15 protein-coding genes are annotated in these 18748 nt (G+C 71.1%); 11 read left to right on the top strand and 4 right to left on the bottom strand.

The genetic code is table 11. The features are described 5' to 3' along the window. Nucleotides 1-29: 29 nt before the first annotated feature. Both VFH10_RS14915 and VFH10_RS14910 read left to right on the top strand, forming a co-directional pair. Nucleotides 30-1736: a S8 family peptidase gene (locus tag VFH10_RS14915; protein WP_325129931.1), complete on the top strand. Its 1707-nt coding sequence runs from the start codon at nt 30-32 to the stop codon at nt 1734-1736. A gap of 88 nt (nt 1737-1824) precedes the next feature. Next, the gene (locus VFH10_RS14910; protein WP_325129929.1) at nt 1825-1992 is read left to right on the top strand and encodes a hypothetical protein; all 168 of its coding nucleotides are present in this window, start codon (nt 1825-1827) and stop codon (nt 1990-1992) included. A gap of 126 nt (nt 1993-2118) precedes the next feature. On the opposite strand, the gene VFH10_RS14905 is transcribed toward VFH10_RS14910, so the two are convergent. Then, complete coding sequence (locus VFH10_RS14905; protein ID WP_325129927.1) at nt 2119-3396, bottom strand: glycosyltransferase family protein; 1278 nt, start codon at nt 3394-3396, stop codon at nt 2119-2121. A 283-nt stretch (nt 3397-3679) separates the two neighbouring features. On the opposite strand from VFH10_RS14905, the gene VFH10_RS14900 reads away from it, so the two are divergent. After that, nucleotides 3680-5617, top strand: a complete 1938-nt coding sequence (locus VFH10_RS14900) for a TIGR03960 family B12-binding radical SAM protein (protein WP_325129946.1) — start codon at nt 3680-3682, stop codon at nt 5615-5617. A gap of 12 nt (nt 5618-5629) precedes the next feature. Here the strand turns inward: VFH10_RS14900 and VFH10_RS14895 are convergent, their stop codons facing one another. The 3 genes from VFH10_RS14895 to VFH10_RS14885 form a co-directional block, all read right to left on the bottom strand. Further along, nucleotides 5630-6862 (bottom strand): phospholipase D-like domain-containing protein, encoded by a 1233-nt coding sequence (locus VFH10_RS14895; protein ID WP_325129925.1) that lies wholly within the window; start codon nt 6860-6862, stop codon nt 5630-5632. 147 nt (nt 6863-7009) lie between these two features. Next, complete coding sequence (locus tag VFH10_RS14890) at nt 7010-8191, bottom strand: phospholipase D-like domain-containing protein (protein ID WP_325129924.1); 1182 nt, start codon at nt 8189-8191, stop codon at nt 7010-7012. 78 nt (nt 8192-8269) lie between these two features. Further along, on the bottom strand, nt 8270-9469 hold the full coding sequence (locus VFH10_RS14885) for an MFS transporter (RefSeq protein WP_325129922.1): 1200 nt from the start codon (nt 9467-9469) through the stop codon (nt 8270-8272). A 63-nt stretch (nt 9470-9532) separates the two neighbouring features. Between VFH10_RS14885 and VFH10_RS14880 the strand changes: the two genes are divergently transcribed. From VFH10_RS14880 to VFH10_RS14845, 8 genes are all read left to right on the top strand, one after another. Next, a complete protein-coding gene (locus VFH10_RS14880) occupies nt 9533-10270 on the top strand; it encodes a TIGR03936 family radical SAM-associated protein (protein WP_325129920.1) in 738 nt (245 codons plus the stop codon). A gap of 240 nt (nt 10271-10510) precedes the next feature. Beyond that, nucleotides 10511-13531, top strand: coding sequence for an Rne/Rng family ribonuclease (locus tag VFH10_RS14875; RefSeq protein ID WP_325129918.1), 3021 nt, complete (start codon nt 10511-10513; stop codon nt 13529-13531). A 160-nt stretch (nt 13532-13691) separates the two neighbouring features. Then, the gene (rplU, locus tag VFH10_RS14870; RefSeq protein WP_325129916.1) at nt 13692-14000 is read left to right on the top strand and encodes a 50S ribosomal protein L21; all 309 of its coding nucleotides are present in this window, start codon (nt 13692-13694) and stop codon (nt 13998-14000) included. 42 nt (nt 14001-14042) lie between these two features. After that, the gene (gene rpmA / locus VFH10_RS14865; RefSeq protein ID WP_325129914.1) at nt 14043-14300 is read left to right on the top strand and encodes a 50S ribosomal protein L27; all 258 of its coding nucleotides are present in this window, start codon (nt 14043-14045) and stop codon (nt 14298-14300) included. Between the two features lie 93 nt (nt 14301-14393). Continuing rightward, nucleotides 14394-15932: a GTPase ObgE gene (gene obgE, locus VFH10_RS14860; RefSeq protein ID WP_325129911.1), complete on the top strand. Its 1539-nt coding sequence runs from the start codon at nt 14394-14396 to the stop codon at nt 15930-15932. Beyond that, complete coding sequence (proB, locus tag VFH10_RS14855; RefSeq protein WP_325129909.1) at nt 15929-17050, top strand: glutamate 5-kinase; 1122 nt, start codon at nt 15929-15931, stop codon at nt 17048-17050. Before obgE ends, proB begins: the two co-directional genes overlap by 4 nt. A 144-nt stretch (nt 17051-17194) precedes the next feature. Then, nucleotides 17195-17545 carry a hypothetical protein gene (locus tag VFH10_RS14850; RefSeq protein WP_325129907.1) on the top strand — a complete coding sequence of 117 codons (351 nt, stop codon included), beginning with the start codon at nt 17195-17197 and terminating at the stop codon, nt 17543-17545. A 19-nt stretch (nt 17546-17564) separates the two neighbouring features. Beyond that, nucleotides 17565-18748: glutamate-5-semialdehyde dehydrogenase (locus VFH10_RS14845; RefSeq protein WP_325129905.1), on the top strand; the 1184-nt coding region annotated here is incomplete at its 3' end.

Below are 18748 nucleotides of genomic sequence, written 5' to 3'. Positions count from 1 at the left end.
GCTGCACCCCCACCCCTCGGGAGAAACACGTGACCCATCACAGTCACCTCGGCGCGCCGCGAGGCGGCGCCGCCATCGCCGCGGCCGCCCTCACGGCCACGGCCCTGGTCACCGGCGCGGCCGCCGCACCCGCCGTCGCCGGTGAGAAGGAGAAGGCCCCGCTATTCGGCACCGCCAAGGCGTCGGCGATCGACGGCCGCTACATCGTGGTCATGAACGACCGCGTGAAGAACGCCGACGAGGCCGAGGCCAGGTCCCAGGCGAAGGCGCACGGCGGCAAGGTGCTGAACACATTCGGCGCCGTCCTCAACGGATTCTCGGCCAAGCTGCCCGACGCCGCCGTCGAGCGGCTGCGCACGAACCCCGACGTCGCCTTCATCGAGGCCGACCAGCGGTTCTCCATCGATGCCACCCAGTCGCCCGCGACCTGGGGCCTGGACCGCATCGACCAGCGCAACCTCCCGCTGAACAACAGCTACACCTATGAGGCGACCGGGTCAGGGGTCACGGCGTACATCATCGACACCGGCATCCGCGCCTCGCACGCGCAGTTCGGCGGCCGGGTCGGCGCGGGCTACACCGCGATCAGCGACGGCAACGGCACCAACGACTGCAACGGCCACGGAACCCACGTGGCGGGCACGGTCGGCGGGTCGACGTACGGCGTCGCCAAGCAGGTCACCCTGCGCCCCGTGCGCGTCCTCGACTGCTCCGGCAACGGCTCCACCAGCGGCGTCATCGCCGGCGTCAACTGGGTCACCTCCAACCATGCCGCGGGCACTCCGGCGGTCGCGAACATGAGCCTCGGCGGTGGTGTCTCCTCGGCGTTGGACACCGCGGTGACCAACTCGATCAACGACGGCGTGACCTACGCCGTCGCCGCAGGCAACGAGAACACCAACGCGTGCAACGGCTCCCCGTCCCGGGTGGGCGCCGCTGTCACGGTCGGCTCGACGACCAGCACCGACGCGCGCTCGAGCTTCTCCAACTACGGCAGCTGCCTCGACCTCTTCGCGCCGGGCTCCAGCATCACGTCGGCCTGGTACACCGGCGACTCCGCGACCAACACCATCAGCGGTACGTCGATGGCGACACCGCACGTCGCCGGCGTCGCGGCGCTGTACCTGCAGGGCAACCCGACCGCGTCGGCCGCGACGGTGAGCGCCGCGATCGTCGGCGGCGCGACCACCGGGGTGGTCAGCGGCGCCGGCACCGGGTCGCCCAACCGGCTGCTCTACTCGCTGCTCTCCGGCGGCACCACGCCGCCGCCGCCCGCCGGTGGCAACCTGCTGGCGAACCCGGGCTTCGAGTCCGGCGCGACCGCCTGGTCCGCGACCTCCGGCGTGATCACCGACGCGTCGGGTGCTCCCGCCCGCACCGGCTCCTGGAAGGCGTGGATGACCGGGTACGGGTCCACCCACACCGACACGCTCTCCCAGGCGGTGACGGTGCCGGCGGCGTCGTCCGCGACCCTGTCGTTCCACCTCTTCGTCTCCAGCCAGGAGACGACGACGAGCACGGCCTACGACCGACTGACGGTCCAGGCGGTCTCGGGCGGGACGACCACCACGCTGGCCACGTACTCCAACCTCAACAAGGGGTCGTCCTACGTCCAGCGCACGCTGAACCTGAGCGCGTTCACCGGGAAGTCGGTGACCCTGCGCTTCACCGCCACCGAGGACTCGAGCCTGGCGACCAGCTTCGTCGTCGACGACACCTCGTTGACCACCGGCTGACCACCGACTGACCCCCGCACCACGGCGGTCTGCCCACCCGGCGTGGGCAGGCTGCCGTCGTGCGTCCGGGCCTGCTTGGATGGCTGGCATGACGACCCCGGAGAACGAGTCAGTGGACCCCGTCATCAGCGACGCCGTGCACAACATCAGCAACCGGTTCGGGGCCCAGGGCCTGGCCGACCTGATCGCCCTCGCGCGCGAGGAGCTGGCCCGGGCCGAGGCGGCGCTCAAGGATCTGGAGAGTCTCGACGGTTAGCGGCGTCGGTCCGTCGAGGACGTCGGGAGCCGGCGTACGACCGCCTACCCTTCCACCGGCGACCCCGTCACGGCCGGTCGTCCCGACGTCCTCCGCTCCTTCCGCGTTCGCGAAGCCCGGTCCCGCTCACACCACGATGTCCCTGGGGGCCTCCTCGGGAGCCGTGTCGTCACCGAGCACGTGGTCGACGAGCTCGGGGAGCCTGCGCAACCCGGCCAGGTCGATGTCGTGGGTGATGCTGCCGCGCGACACCGCGCCCTCGAACCACCGGCTCAATGCCTCGGGGGTGAGGTCGTCCGCGTCCTGCACGTCGGCGAGCCCGTGCGCCGCGAGCCGGGCCGCCCGCAGCGCCTGCTCCTTGCGCGGGTGGGTTCGTGGCACGAGCAGCGCCGGGCGGCCGCCCGCCATCAGCTCGCACGTGGAGTTGTAGCCACCCATCGACACCGTCGCCGAGGACCGGCTCACCAGCGAGGGCACGTTGGAGGCGATCCGGGCGACTTGCAGGTCCGGACGCTCGGCGGCGGTGCGGGTGAGGTCCTCGAGCAGCTCCACCGGTGCGTAGGGACCGGTGACGAGCACGCCCTCGTGACCGGTCGGGTAACGCGCCTCGGCGAACGCGCGTGCCACGTGAGCGCCGTCCTGGCCGCCGCCGACGAGGCCGAGGACGAACGGCGTCCGGCGCGGCTCGAACGCTGCCGCCCGGGTGTTCTCCTCGGGAATGTCGGGGAGCAGCCGGTCCCGGTCGAGGGCGAGGTAACCGGTGTAGACGACCTTCTGCCGGGTCTCGGCGGACCAGCCGTACTCCGCCGCGGTGTCGAACAGCCGTGGGTCGCCGTACACCCAGACCTGGTCGTAGAGGGTGCGGATCGCCTCGGTTGTGCGCGCCGCCTGCCACTCCTTCTCGGTCGCGTTGACGTCGTCGAGCACGTCGCGCAGACCGAGCACGGTGCGGGTGTCATGGGTCTGGCGCAGGAGAGGAAGGACCTCGTCGAGCTCACCGAACGCCCCGCGCGGCGTCTTGTCCACGATCAACAGGTCGGGTGCGAACGACGTCAGGGCTCCGGCCAGGATCGCGGTCCGCATGGAGACGAGCTCCTCCAGGGAGCAGCGCAGCGACCGGGCGCCGTACACACCCGCGCTGTCCTTCGCCAGCGACGGGATCTTCACGACCTCGGTGCGCGGTGGGAGCGGGAGTGCCGAGACCTCGGGTGCGCCGCTGAGCAGCAGCACGTCGACGTCGGGACGGGCGTCCACCAGGGCGGCCGCCAACAGGCTGTTGCGGCGCACGTGGCCGAGCCCCTGCGAGTCGTGGGAGTAGAGCGCGATCCGACGACCTGAGCGCCGCTCGAGGGGTTGGATCACCTCGATCGACGGCGTCCTGGGGCGAGGTACAGAGGAGGTCATGGTGCGTTCTCTCCGCTTGGGATCAACTGTTTTCAGCCTCCCGTTCACCGACTGTTTACGACAGTCGGCTGATAGTCCTAGTACCCGTCAAAGCACCCCAAGGTCCCGATCGGTCCGGTTTCCGGACAAGCCGCACGCCGTCGTACCCTGGATGGTCACCCCCTTCCCGAGCATCCTGTGAGGTTCCCGCGTGCCTATCGGTACGACAGACCCCGAGACCGCCGCCCCCGTCGAGGCCCGGGACCTCGGCGGGCACGAGTCGGTCTTCCCGCGGCTCGAGCCGCTGCTGCCGTCGGTGCAGAAGCCGATCCAGTACGTCGGAGGCGAGCTCAACTCCACCCAGAAGGACTGGGGCGACGACGACAGCACCGTCCGCTGGGCGCTGATGTACCCCGACGCCTACGAGGTGGGGCTGCCGAACCAGGGCGTGCAGATCCTCTACGAAGTGCTCAACGAGCGTGACTGGATCGTCGCCGAGCGCACCTACTCGGTGTGGCCGGACATGGAGAAGGTGATGAGGAGCGGGGACGCCCTCGGGCCCATCCCGCAGTTCACCGTCGACAACCACCGGCCGGTCCGCGCGTTCGACGTGTTCGGGGTCTCCTTCGCCACCGAGCTCGGCTACACCAACCTGCTCACCGCGCTCGACCTGGCCGGGATCCCCCTGCACGCGGGCGACCGCGGCGACGACGACCCGATCGTGGTCGCCGGCGGGCACGCCGCCTTCAACCCCGAGCCGATCGCCGACTTCGTGGACGCCGCCGTCCTCGGTGACGGCGAGGAGATCGTGCTGAGAATCTCCGACGTCGTCCGCGAGTGGAAGCTGGAGACGGCACAACGCGGCGGCTTCGAGTCCGGCCGGAGCCCGCGCGACGAGCTGCTCTACCGGCTGGCCGTGTCGGGAGCGGTCTACGTGCCGCGCTTCTACGACGTGGAGTACCTCCCCGACGGCCGGATCAAGCGGGTCGCCCCCAACACGTCGGGCGTCCCGTGGCGGGTGCACAAGCACACGCTCATGGACCTCGACCAGTGGCCGTACCCGAAGAAGCCACTCGTGCCGCTCGCCGAGACCGTGCACGAGAGGTACTCCGTGGAGATCTTCCGCGGCTGCACCCGCGGCTGCCGGTTCTGCCAGGCCGGCATGATCACGCGGCCGGTGCGGGAGCGCTCGATCACCACCATCGGCGAGATGGTCGAGAACGGCATCCGCACGTCCGGCTTCGAGGAGGTCGGACTGCTCTCGCTGTCGAGCGCCGACCACACCGAGATCGGCGAGGTCGCGAAGGGACTCGCCGACCGGTACGACGGCACCAACGTCTCGCTCTCGCTGCCGTCCACCCGGGTCGACGCCTTCAACATCACGCTGGCCAACGAGTTCTCCCGCAACGGCCGCCGTTCCGGACTGACCTTCGCACCCGAGGGCGGGTCGGAGCGGATGCGCAAGGTGATCAACAAGATGGTCACCGAGGAGGACCTGATCCGGACGGTCGCGACGGCGTACTCGCACGGCTGGCGCCAGGTGAAGCTCTACTTCATGTGCGGGCTGCCCACCGAGACCGACGAGGACGTCCTCGAGATCGCCGACCTCGCCAAGAAGGTCATCGCCAAGGGCCGCGAGGTGTCCGGCCGCAACGACATCCGCTGCACCGTGTCGATCGGCGGGTTCGTGCCCAAGCCGCACACGCCGTTCCAGTGGGCCGCGCAGCTCGACTGGGAGACCACCGACAGCCGGCTGAAGAAACTGCGCGACGACGTCCGTGCCGACAAGCGCTACGGACGGGCGATCGGCTTCCGCTACCACGACGGCCGCCCCGGGATCATCGAGGGCCTGCTGTCCCGCGGGGACCGTCGCGTCGGCAGGGTGATCGAGCACGTGTGGCGCGACGGTGGCCGCTTCGACGGCTGGAGCGAGCACTTCTCCTACGACCGCTGGGCCGAGGCGGCCGACCGCGCGCTCTCCGGCACCCCGGTCGACCTCGACTGGTACACCGTCCGCGAGCGTGAGCACGCCGAGGTGCTGCCCTGGGACCACCTCGACTCCGGTCTCGACAAGGACTGGCTGTGGGAGGACTGGCAGGACGCCATCGATCCCGACTCCACCGTCGAGGTGGAGGACTGCCGCTGGACGCCCTGCTACGACTGCGGCGTCTGCCCGCAGATGGACACCGACATCCAGATCGGCCCCACCGGACAGAAGCTGCTCCCGCTCTCCGTCGTCTGACGCCCGGTCAGGTCAGAGGCCGTCGAGGGTGCTGCCGCGCGTCCGGGTCGCCGTCGACGTAGCAGGCTGCTCGTCCGGGCGGGTGTCGGCGATCCAGCGTGAGTGCTTGCGCCAGATCTTGCGGAAGTTCTGCCGGTAGTTCCAGAACACGCCGCGGCGCGGGATGTGCACGGTGAGCTCGTCGCCCCTCATGGCCCGGTCCGACCAGTTCTGCGAGCCGGTCCACACGTGCCAGCCCGCCGAGGCCTTGCCGTAGAGACCGCCCACCATCCAGTACTTGGTGTGCGTGAACATGTCGACCTTGCCGTTGTTGTTGCGGTCGAAGTCGGGGCTCTTGATGAGCACGCCGTTGCGGGCCATGATCTGCACGACCCGCCCGCCGGCGTCGCTCTCGAGCACCTTGATGTTGCAGCCGTGCCGGCTCAGGTCGGCGACCTTCTTGGCGAGGTAGACGCCCCGTTCCCCGTTCCAGCCGTACATGTTGATCCGGATCATCGTCCGCCCGCCGACGCCGGCGGCGCCCACGTCGCCCTTGCAGCGGACCCGCTTGAGCCGGTTCAGCACCGGGTCGTTCGCCTGGGTGTTCTGGTAGCGCGGGTAGACGGTGATGTCGTAGTCGCCGACGGCGGTGTTGATGAACGGGTTCTTGCGCACCCGGTCGTGCTTCATGGAGCTGAACACCTCACGCAGCCGGTTGTGCAGGACTCGGCGGTTGGTGCTGGTGTACAGGTCGTTCCACTGCGTCTTCGCGCCGAAGCCGGTGAGGTTCACCGAACCGAACATCACCACGTGCCGGGCGGTGCCGATGTTCGTGAACAGGAAGAACTTCGAGTGCAGGTTGCCCGTCTCGCCACGGCAGGAGCGCTTGCAGATGCGCAGGAAGTGCTTCTTCTCGGGGTTGTCGCCGAGCACGTGCTGCATCCTCGTGGTCTGGCGCGAGGTCCAGTTGCCGTTGAGGAGCACCTGCACGTGTACACCGCGACGGTGGGCGGCGATCAGCGAGTCGGTGATGTCCTTGCGGTCGTTGGAGTACGCCGCGATACGGATCGTCGAGCCCGGCACCGCCGCGTCGATCGTGCTCGCGATCTTGGTGAGCAGCCGCTCCTTCGCAGGGAAGCCGCCCCACGGGTTGTTGAAGATGGCGCCGTCCTCCGGCAGGTACGCCGACGCGGGTGCCGGGCTGACGGCGAGCAGGGTGGCAGCGAGGAGGCCGGCGAGCGTGGTGGCGCCGAGCTTCGTGAACACCGAGGATTCCCCCGTTTCGTTGGTCCCGAGTGGCCATGCGCGCGGGGCGGAGTCCCCCGCAGGCACCAGGGCCTGTGAACGCGCGGACGTGCGAGTAATGCCCGGACAGGTTAGGACATCCCGGACATCGGTCGAGCGCCAGGGCGGCTACTGCGGGTCGAGCCAGCGGGTGTAGTGCGCCCAGAGGTAGTCGAAGTTCGCGACGTACTCCCGGTGCACGCGGCGACCCGGGATCCGGATGGTCACCTCGTCGTTGTGCAGGCCGAGGTTCGACCAGTTCTCCGAGCCCGTCCAGACCTGGTAGCCGACCGCGCCGCGGTAGGTGCCGCTCAGCGTCATGTACTTCTGGTGGGTGAACACCTCGTACGGGGTCTCGTCGAAACCGGTGTCCTCGTTGTCGTCGAGGTCCAGGTCGGCGCTCTTGACCTGCACCCCGCCGGCCATCAGGTTCCTGACGACCCGTCCGCCCGGAGCGCTCAGGATGGTCCGGACGTCGCACCCGGACCGGGCGAGGTCGGCGACCCGCTTGGCGAGGTAGAGACCGCGACTGTCCACCCAGCCGTACATGACGATCCGGATCACGGTGCGTCCGCCGGACCCGGCGCCGCCCGAGGTGGCGCAGCGCACCGCGTCGAGCCGCTCGAGCACCGGGTCGTGACCCGACGTCATGCTCGGCATCGGGAAGAACTCGTTCTCGTAGTCGCCCACGGTCCGGTGGATGTAGGGCTCGGCGATCCTCCGGTCGCGGACGAGCTGCTCGAAGACCTTCGTGTAGAGCTCGCGGAGCGCCGGTTGGTTGCTGGTGGTGTACATGTCGTTCCACTGCACGCGCGCGCCGTACCCGGTCAGGTTCGCCGAGCCCACCATCACCACGTCGCGTGCCCGACCGGCCTCGGAGAACAGGTAGAACTTCATGTGCTGGTTGCCGAACCCGCCTCGGCACGAGCCCGCGCAGATCGCCACGAAGCTACGCCGGTTGGTGTCGCGGCCCAGCACCTTCACCAGCCGACGGGTGGAGCCGGACGTCCAGTTGTCGTTGAGCACGACCTGCACCCGCACCCCGCGCTGGTGGGCCGCGATCAGCGCCTCGGCGACGTCGGGCCGGTCGTTGGAGTACGCCGCGATCCGGATCTCGCTGCCGCGCGGGGTGCTCTCGATCGTGCGCACGACGTGCGTGAGGATCCGGTCCTTCGCCGCCAGGTTGCCCCTCGGGTTGTTGAAGATCGGTCCGGAGCTCGGCGTGTAGGCGTGTGCGGGCGCGGGCAGTGCGACGACCGCCAGCACCGCGGCGAGGGCGGACGCGAGCAGGGCAGAGGCCTTGCGGATCATCGGGACCCCCGGAGGAAGCGGTGAAAGTCGACCAACAGCCTCAGAATTCAAGCACAACGCGAGCCCAGGACCGCGGCATCACGCCGTGGCGTCCTCCACGAACCTGCGCCGCGAGACCAGCAGCCCGACCGCCAGCTGCGGTACGGCGAGCAGGGCCAGCGCGACCAGCGGCACCGTCCACGCGCCGGTGAGGTCGTGCAGGACGCCCACCCCGAACGGACCGACCGCCGCGATCAGGTAACCGACGCTCTGGGTGAAGCCGGAGAGGGCCGCGGTCCCGGCGCTCGTCCGGGCGCGCAGCCCGATCAGGGTCAGCGCCACCGGGAAGGTCGCGATCGCGGTGCCCAGGACGACCGCCCACAGCCAGGCCCCGGCCACGGGGGCCGCGGCGAGCCCGGCGTACCCGATCGGGTAGAGCAGCACGAGCGCGACGATCACCGGCGCGGGGTTGTGCAGCCGGGCCACCAGCGAGGGCAGGTAGAAGGAGAGCGGGATGCTCACGGCCGTGATCGCTCCCAGCAGGAGGCCCGCGGTGGTCGCCGAGAACCCGGCGTCACGGTAGATCTGTGCAAACCAGCCGAAGATCGCGTAGGCGTGCATGGACTGCAGCCCGAAGAACACCGCCATCGCCCAGCCAAGACGGGTGCGCGCCACCTGGCGGAGGGTGATCGTCGCGGGCGCGCGGTCCAGCCTCCGGTCGTGGCGCACCAGCAGCAGCCAGGGCAGCGCGGCGAGAAGGGCGGTGACGGCCCAGGTGGCCAGGCCGACCCGCCAGGTGCCGGCGGCCTCCGAGATCGGCACCGTCAGGACGGACGAAAGGCTCAGTCCCAGCGCGAGGGCCGTCGTGTAGATCGAGGTCAGCAGGCCGATCCGGTGCGGGAAGTGCAGCTTCACCAGCGACGGCAGCAGCACGTTGGCCGTGGCCATCCCGGCCAGACCGAGAAGGGACAGCGCGAGGAAGGCGGCGGAGGAGTCGGTCCGGGCCCGCAGTCCGAGGCCGACCACCAGGGCGAACAACGACAGGGCGGTGACCCGGTGCATGCCGAGCCGCGCCGCCAGAGCGGGGGCCACGGCGCCGAACGTGGCGAACGCGAGCACGGGCAGCGTGGTGAGCACGCCCGCGGTGACGGACGACATCCCGAGGTCCGCGGTGACCTCCGCCAGGACCGGCCCGACGCTGACCGCTGCCGGGCGCAGGTTGAAGGCCAGCACCACGATCCCGACGACCACGAAGATGCGCTCGGCCCGGGTGTCCTGATGCTCCACCGGCCCGTGCACCGCGCAATCGTCGCACCCGCCCGCACGCCGGCCGCCGGCGTCCCACCCCCTTACCCTGTGCGGATGCGCGAGCAACCCGAGCAACAGGCCCCGCCGGTCCAGCGACTGCGGATCCGCTACACCAAGCGGGGTCGGCTCCGGTTCACCAGCCACCGCGACTTCTCCCGCGCCTTCGAGCGGGCCCTCGTGCGCGCCCGGGTCCCCGTCGCCTACTCCTCCGGCTTCAACCCGCACCCGCGCATCTCGTACGCCGGGGCGGCGCCGACCGGGGCCGCCAGCGAGGCGGAGTACCTCGAGATCGGCATGGCGGCCACGGTCGACCCGGAGGGGCTGGGCAGCGCGCTGGACGAGGCACTGCCCAACGGCCTCGACGTGGTTGAGGTCGTCGTGTCCGGCGGCGGGTCGCTCGCGGACCGGCTGGAGGCGAGCCACTGGCGGATCACCCTCGATGCCGAGCCGGGACAGGTCGAGACCGCCGTGGTCGCTTTCCTGGCGGCCGGGGAGGTCGTCGTCGAGCGGATGACCAAGAAGGGGCTGCGCACGTTCGACTGCCGCGCTGCGGTCGTGTCGCTCGCGTCACACGCCTGCCCGGACCGTCCCGGCGAGTGTGCGATACTCGACGTGGTCCTGCGGCACGGAACCCCGTCCGTGAGACCCGACGACATCCTCGCCGGCCTGCGTGGTCTGGCCGGGCTCGAGGTGGCGGCAGCTCCTTTGCACGAGCGGCTGGCACAGGGCCCGCTCGACGCGAAGACCGGCACGGTGGGTGACCCGTTGGCGCACGACCGCGACACGACATGACCGTTGGTGACAGCTTCGGTTGCAGATGCCGGTGACCGCGGAACGCGCACACGAGCACCCGTCGACGACAGACCACGGTGGAGGTCGTCGCTGTTCCGGCGCCTCGGTGAGTGCCATGACGACGGAACGCCATCCGCAAGCTTGCGTCCGCCGGTTGTCCGGCCGGGCGACCGACACGCTCCCGGCGTGAACGAGGCCCCACGGGGTCCGGCGTACCCGCCCGGGAGGCGAGGAGAGCAGATGCTCGACAGCGACACCCCGGCCGAGAACCCGGCCGGCTCCCAGACACCCACCCCAGCCGCCGACGCAGCCACCGACGGGGCGACCTCCGAGGCTCCGGCCGCCAAGAAGACCGCGAAGAAGGCCGCAGCCAAGAAGACGGCGGCCAAGAAGACCGCCGCCAAGAAGACCGCCGCGAAGAAGACGGCCGCGAAGCGGACGACCAAGAAGGTGGCCGCGGCCGACCCCGACCAGCCCGCTCTGGTCGAGACCGACCCGCAGGACGCCGGTGCGCCGCCGGCCGCCAAGAAGACCGCCGCGAAGAAGGCGACAGCCAAGAAGGCGACGAGCAAGAAGGCCACGACGAAGAAGGCGGCGGCCAAGAAGTCGGCCGCAGCCACGGCCCCTGAGCAGCCGGAGGCGCAGCCGGACCAGCAGCCGGCCGCCGACGAGACCCCGGCGGCACCGGTCACCGCGCCGGGCTTCGTCGCCCCGCTCTTCCAGCCGCCGGACGTGACGAAGGCGGCCCCGCGCCGCAGGAAGGCCGCCGCCGCCAAGCCCGACACGGCTGCCGACGAGACGGCGCAGACCCCGGATGCCGAGGCAGGCGCGCCCGACACCGGGGAGTCCGCGAGGGCCGACCGGCCCCGCACCAAGACGCAGAAGAGATCCGAGCCGAAGCCCGCCGGTGACGAGGCCGCGCCGACCGAGGCCGGTGACGCGGGCGAAGCCGGTGAGTCCGGTGAGTCCGGGGACGACTCCGAGGAGCAGGGCGGCGCGCGTCGTCGCCGCCGCCGTGGCGGCCGCCGCCGACGCAAGGGCGGTGGCGGCGAGGACCAGCAGGACGAGTCCTCCGAGTCCGCCGAGACCAAGCCGGACGAACAGCCTTCGGGCGACGCGGCCGCCGATGGGGAGTCCGGGTCCGCCACGACCCGACGCCGCCGCAGGCGGCGCCGGGCCGGCGAGGAGGGCGACGGTGGGGGCGACGACCCCGAGAACACCGTCACCCGGGTCCGCAAGACCCGCAGCCCCGACGACGAGATCACCGCACTGTCGGGCTCGACCCGCCTGGAGGCGAAGAAGCAGCGCCGCCGCGAGGGCCGCGAGGCTGGGCGCCGTCGCGCCCCCATCGTCAGCGAGGCCGAGTTCCTGGCCCGCCGGGAGGCCGTCGACCGGGTCATGGTGATCCGCCAGCGCGAGGACCTCACCCAGATCGCGGTGCTCGAGGACAAGGTCCTCGTCGAGCACTACGTCGCCCGCGAGTCCCAGACGTCGCTCATCGGCAACGTCTACCTCGGCAAGGTGCAGAACGTCCTGCCGTCGATGGAAGCCGCCTTCATCGACATCGGCAAGGGTCGCAACGCCGTCCTGTACGCCGGCGAGGTCAACTGGGACGCGCTGGGTGCCGGCAACGGCCCCAGGAAGATCGAGCAGGTGCTCAAGTCCGGCCAGTCCGTGCTCGTGCAGGTCACCAAGGACCCCGTCGGGCACAAGGGCGCCCGTCTCACCAGCCAGATCAGCCTGCCCGGCCGGTTCCTTGTCTACGTGCCCGATGGCACCACCAGCGGCATCTCACGCAAGCTCCCCGACACCGAGCGCAGCCGGCTCAAGACCCTCCTCAAGGAGATGGTCCCCGACTCCGCCGGCGTCATCGTCCGGACCGCCGCCGAGGGAGCCAGCGAGGACGAGCTGACCCGCGACGTGGAGCGGCTGACCGCGCGCTGGGAGGACATCTCCGCCAAGGTCGAGAAGGGCAACGCCCCGCAGCTCCTCTACGGCGAGCCCGACCTCACTCTGAAGGTCGTCCGCGACCTGTTCACCGAGGACTTCGGCAAGCTCGTGGTCTCCGGCGACGACGCCTGGGACATGGTCGACGCCTACGTCAAGCACGTGGCTCCCGACCTGACCGACCGGCTCGAGCGGTACGACGGGGCGCAGGACGCGTTCGCGGCGTACCGCATCGACGAGCAGATCGCCAAGGCCCTCGACCGCAAGGTCTGGCTGCCCTCGGGCGGGTCGCTGATCATCGACCGCACCGAGGCGATGACGGTCGTCGACGTGAACACGGGGAAGTTCACCGGCTCCGGGGGCAACCTCGAGGAGACCGTCACCAAGAACAACCTCGAGGCGGCCGAGGAGATCATCCGGCAGCTCCGGCTGCGTGACATCGGCGGCATCATCGTCGTCGACTTCATCGACATGGTGCTCGAGAGCAACCGCGACCTGGTGCTGCGCCGGATGGTCGAGTGCCTGGGCCGTGACCGCACCCGGCACCAGGTGGCCGAGGTGACCTCGCTGGGTCTGGTGCAGATGACCCGCAAGCGGATCGGCACCGGGCTGCTCGAGGCGTTCAGTGAGCCCTGCGAGCACTGCCAGGGCCGGGGTCTGATCGTCCACCACGAGCCCGTCGAGGCGAAGAAGAAGGCCGAGGAGGAGCCGCGGCGCAACCGACGCAGCGGACGCGGCCGCGGCAAGCCCGAGGGTGACGACGCCCAGGGCAACGGCCACGGCCCTTCCCCCAAGGTGTTCGCCGCGATGGCCGGCAAGCCCGCGGACGAGACGCCGGCGGACGAGAAGCCGGCGGACCAGAAGCCGGCGGACGTGAAGCCAAGGGACGAGAAGCCGAAGGACAAGAAGGCCGCCGCCGTCGAGAAGACCGTGGTCGAGCAGCCCGCGTCCGCCGAGCCGGGCCGGCCGATGCCGGGGCAGGCCGCCCAGCCGACGACCCAGCCGTCGACCCAGCCGACCCAGCCCACGGAGACAGAGCCCGAGCCCGCACCGGACGTGGCACCGGCACCCCCGGCGCCGCCCAAGGTCGTCACCTCCTCGCGCCGCCGGGTCGCAAGCCGGCCGGCCGGACCACCCGCGGGTGCGTCCGACGGCTCCATCACCCTCGGTGGCACCGCGGACGGCGCCCCAACCGAGACGGCCACCCAGCAGGCAGAGCACACCGGCGACGGCACCGGCGATGAGACGGACGGGGCTCCGGTGCCGGTGGCCGCGCACGTGCCGGTGAAGAAGAAGGGCTCCCGCAAGCGGTGAGCCCGGCCCGTTTTGACCGGGCCGGTGCTCCCTACGTAAACTAGGTCCTCGGCGCGCTTCGTGCGTCCTTTTGCGTGCGCCCAGCACCGCTCCGCCCTCCGGGCCGGACGCGGGACACGCAGACCGAACTTGTAGTCCGACGAATGAGAGTGAGTCCGCGGTGTACGCGATCGTGCGCAGTGGCGGCCAGCAGCAGAAGGTTGCTGTCGGTGACGTCATCGAGATCGACAAGGTTGCCCAGCAGGTCGGCGACTCGGTCACCCTGCCCGTGGTCATGCTCGTCGACGGCGAGAAGGTCACCGCCGGTGCCGACAAGCTGGCGAAGGCGACCGTGACTGCCGAGGTCCTCGGTGGCACCAAGGGCCCGAAGATCACGATCCTGAAGTACAAGAACAAGACCGGCTACCGCAAGCGCCAGGGTCACCGTCAGAAGTACACCCAGGTCAAGGTCACCGAGATCAACAGCTGATGTCCCTACCCGGACCTCCACGAGCATCCAAGGACTGAACTCATGGCACACAAGAAGGGCGCGGCGTCGACCAAGAACGGTCGCGACTCCAACGCGCAGCGTCTCGGCGTGAAGCGCTACGGCGGCCAGCTGGTCAACGCCGGCGAGATCATCGTCCGGCAGCGGGGCACCCACTTCCACCCCGGCAACGGCGTGGGGCGTGGCGGCGACGACACCCTGTTCGCCCTCGTCGGCGGCAACGTCGAGTTCGGCACCAGGCGCGGCCGCAAGGTCGTGAACATCGTCCCGACCGCCGAGTGAGCTCGGCCACCTAGAACACTTTCGCGAGGGGCGCCCTGCTGACACGGCAGGGCGCCCCTCGTGTCATTCCGACCAGCCCAGGAGGCAACCGTCATGGCAGTCCCGACCTTTGTGGACCGGGTGGTGCTGCAGGTGACGGCCGGCCGTGGCGGCAACGGCGTCGCCTCCGTGCACCGCGAGAAGTTCAAGCCGCTGGGTGGACCCGACGGCGGCAACGGCGGCCCGGGCGGCAGCGTGATCCTGCGCGTCGATCCAGACGTCACCACGCTCATCGACTACCACCACAGCCCGCACCGGCGCGCCGAGCACGGCGGCCACGGGGCCGGCGGCCACCGCAACGGTGCCCACGGCGCCGACCTGGTGCTTGCCGTCCCCGACGGCACCGTCGTCACCGACGAGGCCGGCACCGTGCTGGCGGACCTGGTCGGACCGGGCACCGAGATGGTCGTCGCCGAGGGCGGGCGCGGCGGCCTGGGCAACGCCGCACTGGCCTCGTCGAAGCGGAAGGCCCCGGGGTTCGCCCTGCTCGGGGAGCCCGGTGACGACCGTGCCGTCGTCCTCGAGCTCAAGGTGGTCGCCGACATCGGCCTGGTCGGGTTCCCCAGCGCCGGCAAGTCCAGCCTGATCGCGGCGCTGTCGCGGGCCCGGCCGAAGATCGCCGATTATCCGTTCACCACGCTGGTGCCCAACCTCGGCGTCGTCACCGCGGGCGACACCACATTCACGGTGGCCGACGTACCCGGCCTGATCGAGGGCGCAAGCGAAGGCCGGGGCCTCGGCCACGACTTCCTGCGACACGTCGAACGCTGCGCGGCGCTGGTGCACGTCATCGACACCGCCACGATGGAGCCGGGCCGCAACCCGCTGTCCGACCTCGACGTCATCGAGAACGAGCTCTCCCGGTACGGCGGCCTCGAAGACCGTCCCCGCCTGGTCGTCCTCAACAAGGTGGACGTGCCCGACGGCCGCGACATCGCCGAGATGGTCCTCCCGGACCTCCAGGAGCGCGGCCTGCAGGTCCTCCAGGTCTCCGCGGCGAGCCACGAGGGCCTGCGCGAGCTGTCGTTCGCGATGGCCGAGATCGTCGCCGCCGCCCGCCGCGACCGCCCGGTGGCCGAGCCGACCCGCATCGTGATCCGGCCGACCGAGGCCGCAGGGGGACCGGAGTTCAGCATCAAGGAGACCGGCGAGGGCTGGCGCGTGCGGGGGGAGAAGCCCGAGCGCTGGGTCCGGCAGACCGACTTCAGCAACGACGAGGCCGTCGGCTTCCTCGCCGACCGCCTCAACCGGCTCGGCGTCGAGGAGAAGCTGCTCGAGCTGGGTGCCGCGGAGGGCGACACCGTGCTCATCGGCGACGCGGACAACGCGGTCGTCTTCGACTTCAAGCCGATGGTGGACGCCGGGGCGGAGATCCTCGGCCGTCGCGGCGAGGACACCCGCTTCGAGGAGAGCCGGCCCGCGGCCCGCCGCCGGCGCGCGATCCAGGAGGCCATGGCCGGCCGCGGCGAGGGGGAGACCCGAGCCGACGTCGCCCGCCGCCTGGGGGTGCGCGTCGAAGACGTCGACGCGGCCGCCGCGGAGCTCGGCGAGGACTGGGGCTGGGACGAGGACGACCCCGGGAAGCACAAGTGACCCCAGCGCGTCCCGACGTCGCCGCCGCCTCCCGGGTCGTGGTGAAGGTCGGCTCGTCGTCGCTCACCACCGCCGACGGGGGTATCGACCCGTCGCGGATCAGCGGTCTCGTCGACGCCCTCTCCGCGTTGCGGGCCCGGGGCGCCGAGGTGGTGCTGGTGTCCTCCGGCGCGATCGCCGCGGGCCTGTCCCCGCTCGCGCTGCCACGTCGGCCGCGGGACCTGGCGACCCAGCAGGCTGCCGCCTCCGTGGGACAGGGGCTGCTGGTGCACCGGTACACCGAGGAGTTCGCCCGGCACGACGTGCCCGTGGGCCAGGTGCTACTGACCGTCGACGACGTCACCCGGCGCAGCCACTACCGCAACGCCTACCGGACGTTCGCCAAGCTGCTCGAGATGGGCGTGCTGCCGATCGTCAACGAGAACGACACCGTGGCCACCACGGAGATCCGGTTCGGCGACAACGACCGGTTGGCCGCGCTCGTCGCGCACCTGGTCCATGCCGACCTGCTGGTGCTGCTCAGCGACGTCGACGGCCTCTACGACGGCAACCCCGCCCACGACGGCACCTCGCTGCTGAGCGAGGTCACGTCCGACGACGACCTCGCCGGCGTCAGCATCGGCCGCACCGGTCCCGCGGGCATCGGCACCGGCGGGATGCAGACCAAGGTCGAAGCGGCCCGGATCGCGACCGGCGCCGGCATCCCGGTGGTGCTCACCTCGGCCGACCAGGCCGTGCCCGCGCTGGCCGGGGAGGACGTCGGCACGGTGTTCCACCCGACCGGCCGGCGTCGCCCCACCCGGCTGCTCTGGCTCGCCCACGCCACCGAGGGCAAGGGCCGGATCCAGCTCGACGACGGCGCGGTGCGGGCGCTGGTGGAGCGGCGCGCCTCGCTGCTGCCGGCCGGGATCACCGGCGTGACCGGATCCTTCGAGGGCGGCGATCCCGTCGACCTCGTGGACCCCCGCGGCAACATCGTGGCGCGCGGGCTGGTGAACTACGACTCGGGCGAGCTCCCGGGCCTGATCGGCCGGTCGACGCACGACCTCGCGCGGGAGCTCGGGGCGTCGTACGAGCGGGAAGTCGTGCACCGCGACGACCTGGTGGTGCTCCGCTGACGTGCCCTTTCGCCCGGAATGCGTGGACTGTCTGGGGGTCTCTGCGGGAGGTTCTCCGGATTTCCGTGTTCCGGCCACGTCCCGCGGCAAAGGCGGCGAGACTGGTCGTGTTGGAGATCCAACACCCCTGGGAGAGGTGACCGCGTGGCCGAGGTGATCCGACTCTGGCACGTCACGATCACGGTGGCGGGCGAGGAGCTCGAGCCGTTGATCGTGCGCAACGGCCTGCGGCGCCTCAGCGACCAGCGACCCTTCCTGCACTCCCTGAAGTACTCCGGCGGCCGCGCCGAGATCCAGTACTGGGAGGAGGCGGAGAGCCTCCTCGACGCCTCGTCACTGGCGCTTCGGGTGTGGAACGAGCATCGAGACTCCGCCGGGCTCCCGCGCTGGGAGGTGGTCGGCCTCGAGGTGCTCGAGCGCAACGTCTACCTCAGCCGCGGCATGGAGTACTCCGTGATCGTGGACCTCCAGGACGTCACGCCGCTGCCGTTCTGACACGCCCTACGCTGAAGGCATGAGCGACACCAACGACTCCGTCGAGGCCTGCGCACGGCGGGCGCGGACCGCGGCGGTGGAGCTCGCCCTCGCCACCCGGGCGACCAAGGACGCGGCGCTGCACGCCATGGCCGACGCCCTCGAGGCGTCCGCGGCCTCGATCCTCGACGCCAACGCCGCCGACGTGGAGGCGGCCGCTGGCACGGGCACGCCCGAGGCGATGCTGGACCGGCTCCGCCTCGACGAGGGTCGCGTGCGCGGGATGGCCGACGGCCTGCGCGAGGTGGCCGGGCTCGCCGACCCGGTGGGGGAGGTGGTCCGCGGTTCGACACTGGCCAACGGGCTCGAGCTGCGCCAGGTCCGCGTGCCGTTCGGCGTCGTCGGGATCATCTACGAGGCCCGCCCCAATGTCACCGCCGACGCCGCGGGCATCTGCCTGAAGAGCGGCAACGCCGTGCTGCTGCGCGGCTCGTCGAGCGCGGCGCGGTCGAACACCGCGATCGTCCGGGTGTTGCGCGAGGCGGCGGCGGCCGCCGGGCTCCCCTCCGACGTGGTCCAGCTCGTCCCCGGTGAGGGCCACGAGCCGGCCAAGGAGCTGATGCGCGCCCGCGGCCTGGTGGACGTGCTGATCCCGCGCGGCGGCGCGGGCCTGATCCGCTCGGTCGTGGAGCAGTCGACCGTGCCCGTGATCGAGACCGGCGTCGGCAACTGCCACGTGTACGTCGACCGGGACGCCGACCTCGACCAGGCCCTCGCGATCGTGCTCAACGCCAAGACGCACCGGCCCTCGGTGTGCAACGCCGCGGAGTCGCTGCTCGTGCACGCCGACGTCGCGGACAGGTTCCTGCCGCGGGTCGTCACGGCCCTGCGCCAGGCGGGGGTGACCGTGCACGGCGACGAGCGGTTCGCCACCCTCCACGGGGTGGTGCCGGCGACCGACGAGGACTTCGATGCCGAGTACCTCTCCCTCGACATCGCCGCGGCCGTCGTACCGGATCTGGACGCCGCGATCGACCACATCCGCGCACACTCGTCGGGCCACAGCGACGCGATCGTGACGCGGTCGCAGCAGGCCGCCCGGCGCTTCACCGCGGCCGTCGACTCCGCCGCCGTGCTGGTCAACGCGTCCACCAGGTTCACCGACGGGGGAGAGTTCGGCTTCGGCGCCGAGATCGGCATCTCGACCCAGAAGCTGCACGCCCG

The organism is Nocardioides sp., from assembly GCF_035697785.1.
GTDB lineage: Bacteria > Actinomycetota > Actinomycetes > Propionibacteriales > Nocardioidaceae > Nocardioides_B.
The sequence above is the reverse complement of the archived record's forward strand: the minus strand, read 5'-3'. Positions and strand labels throughout refer to the sequence as shown.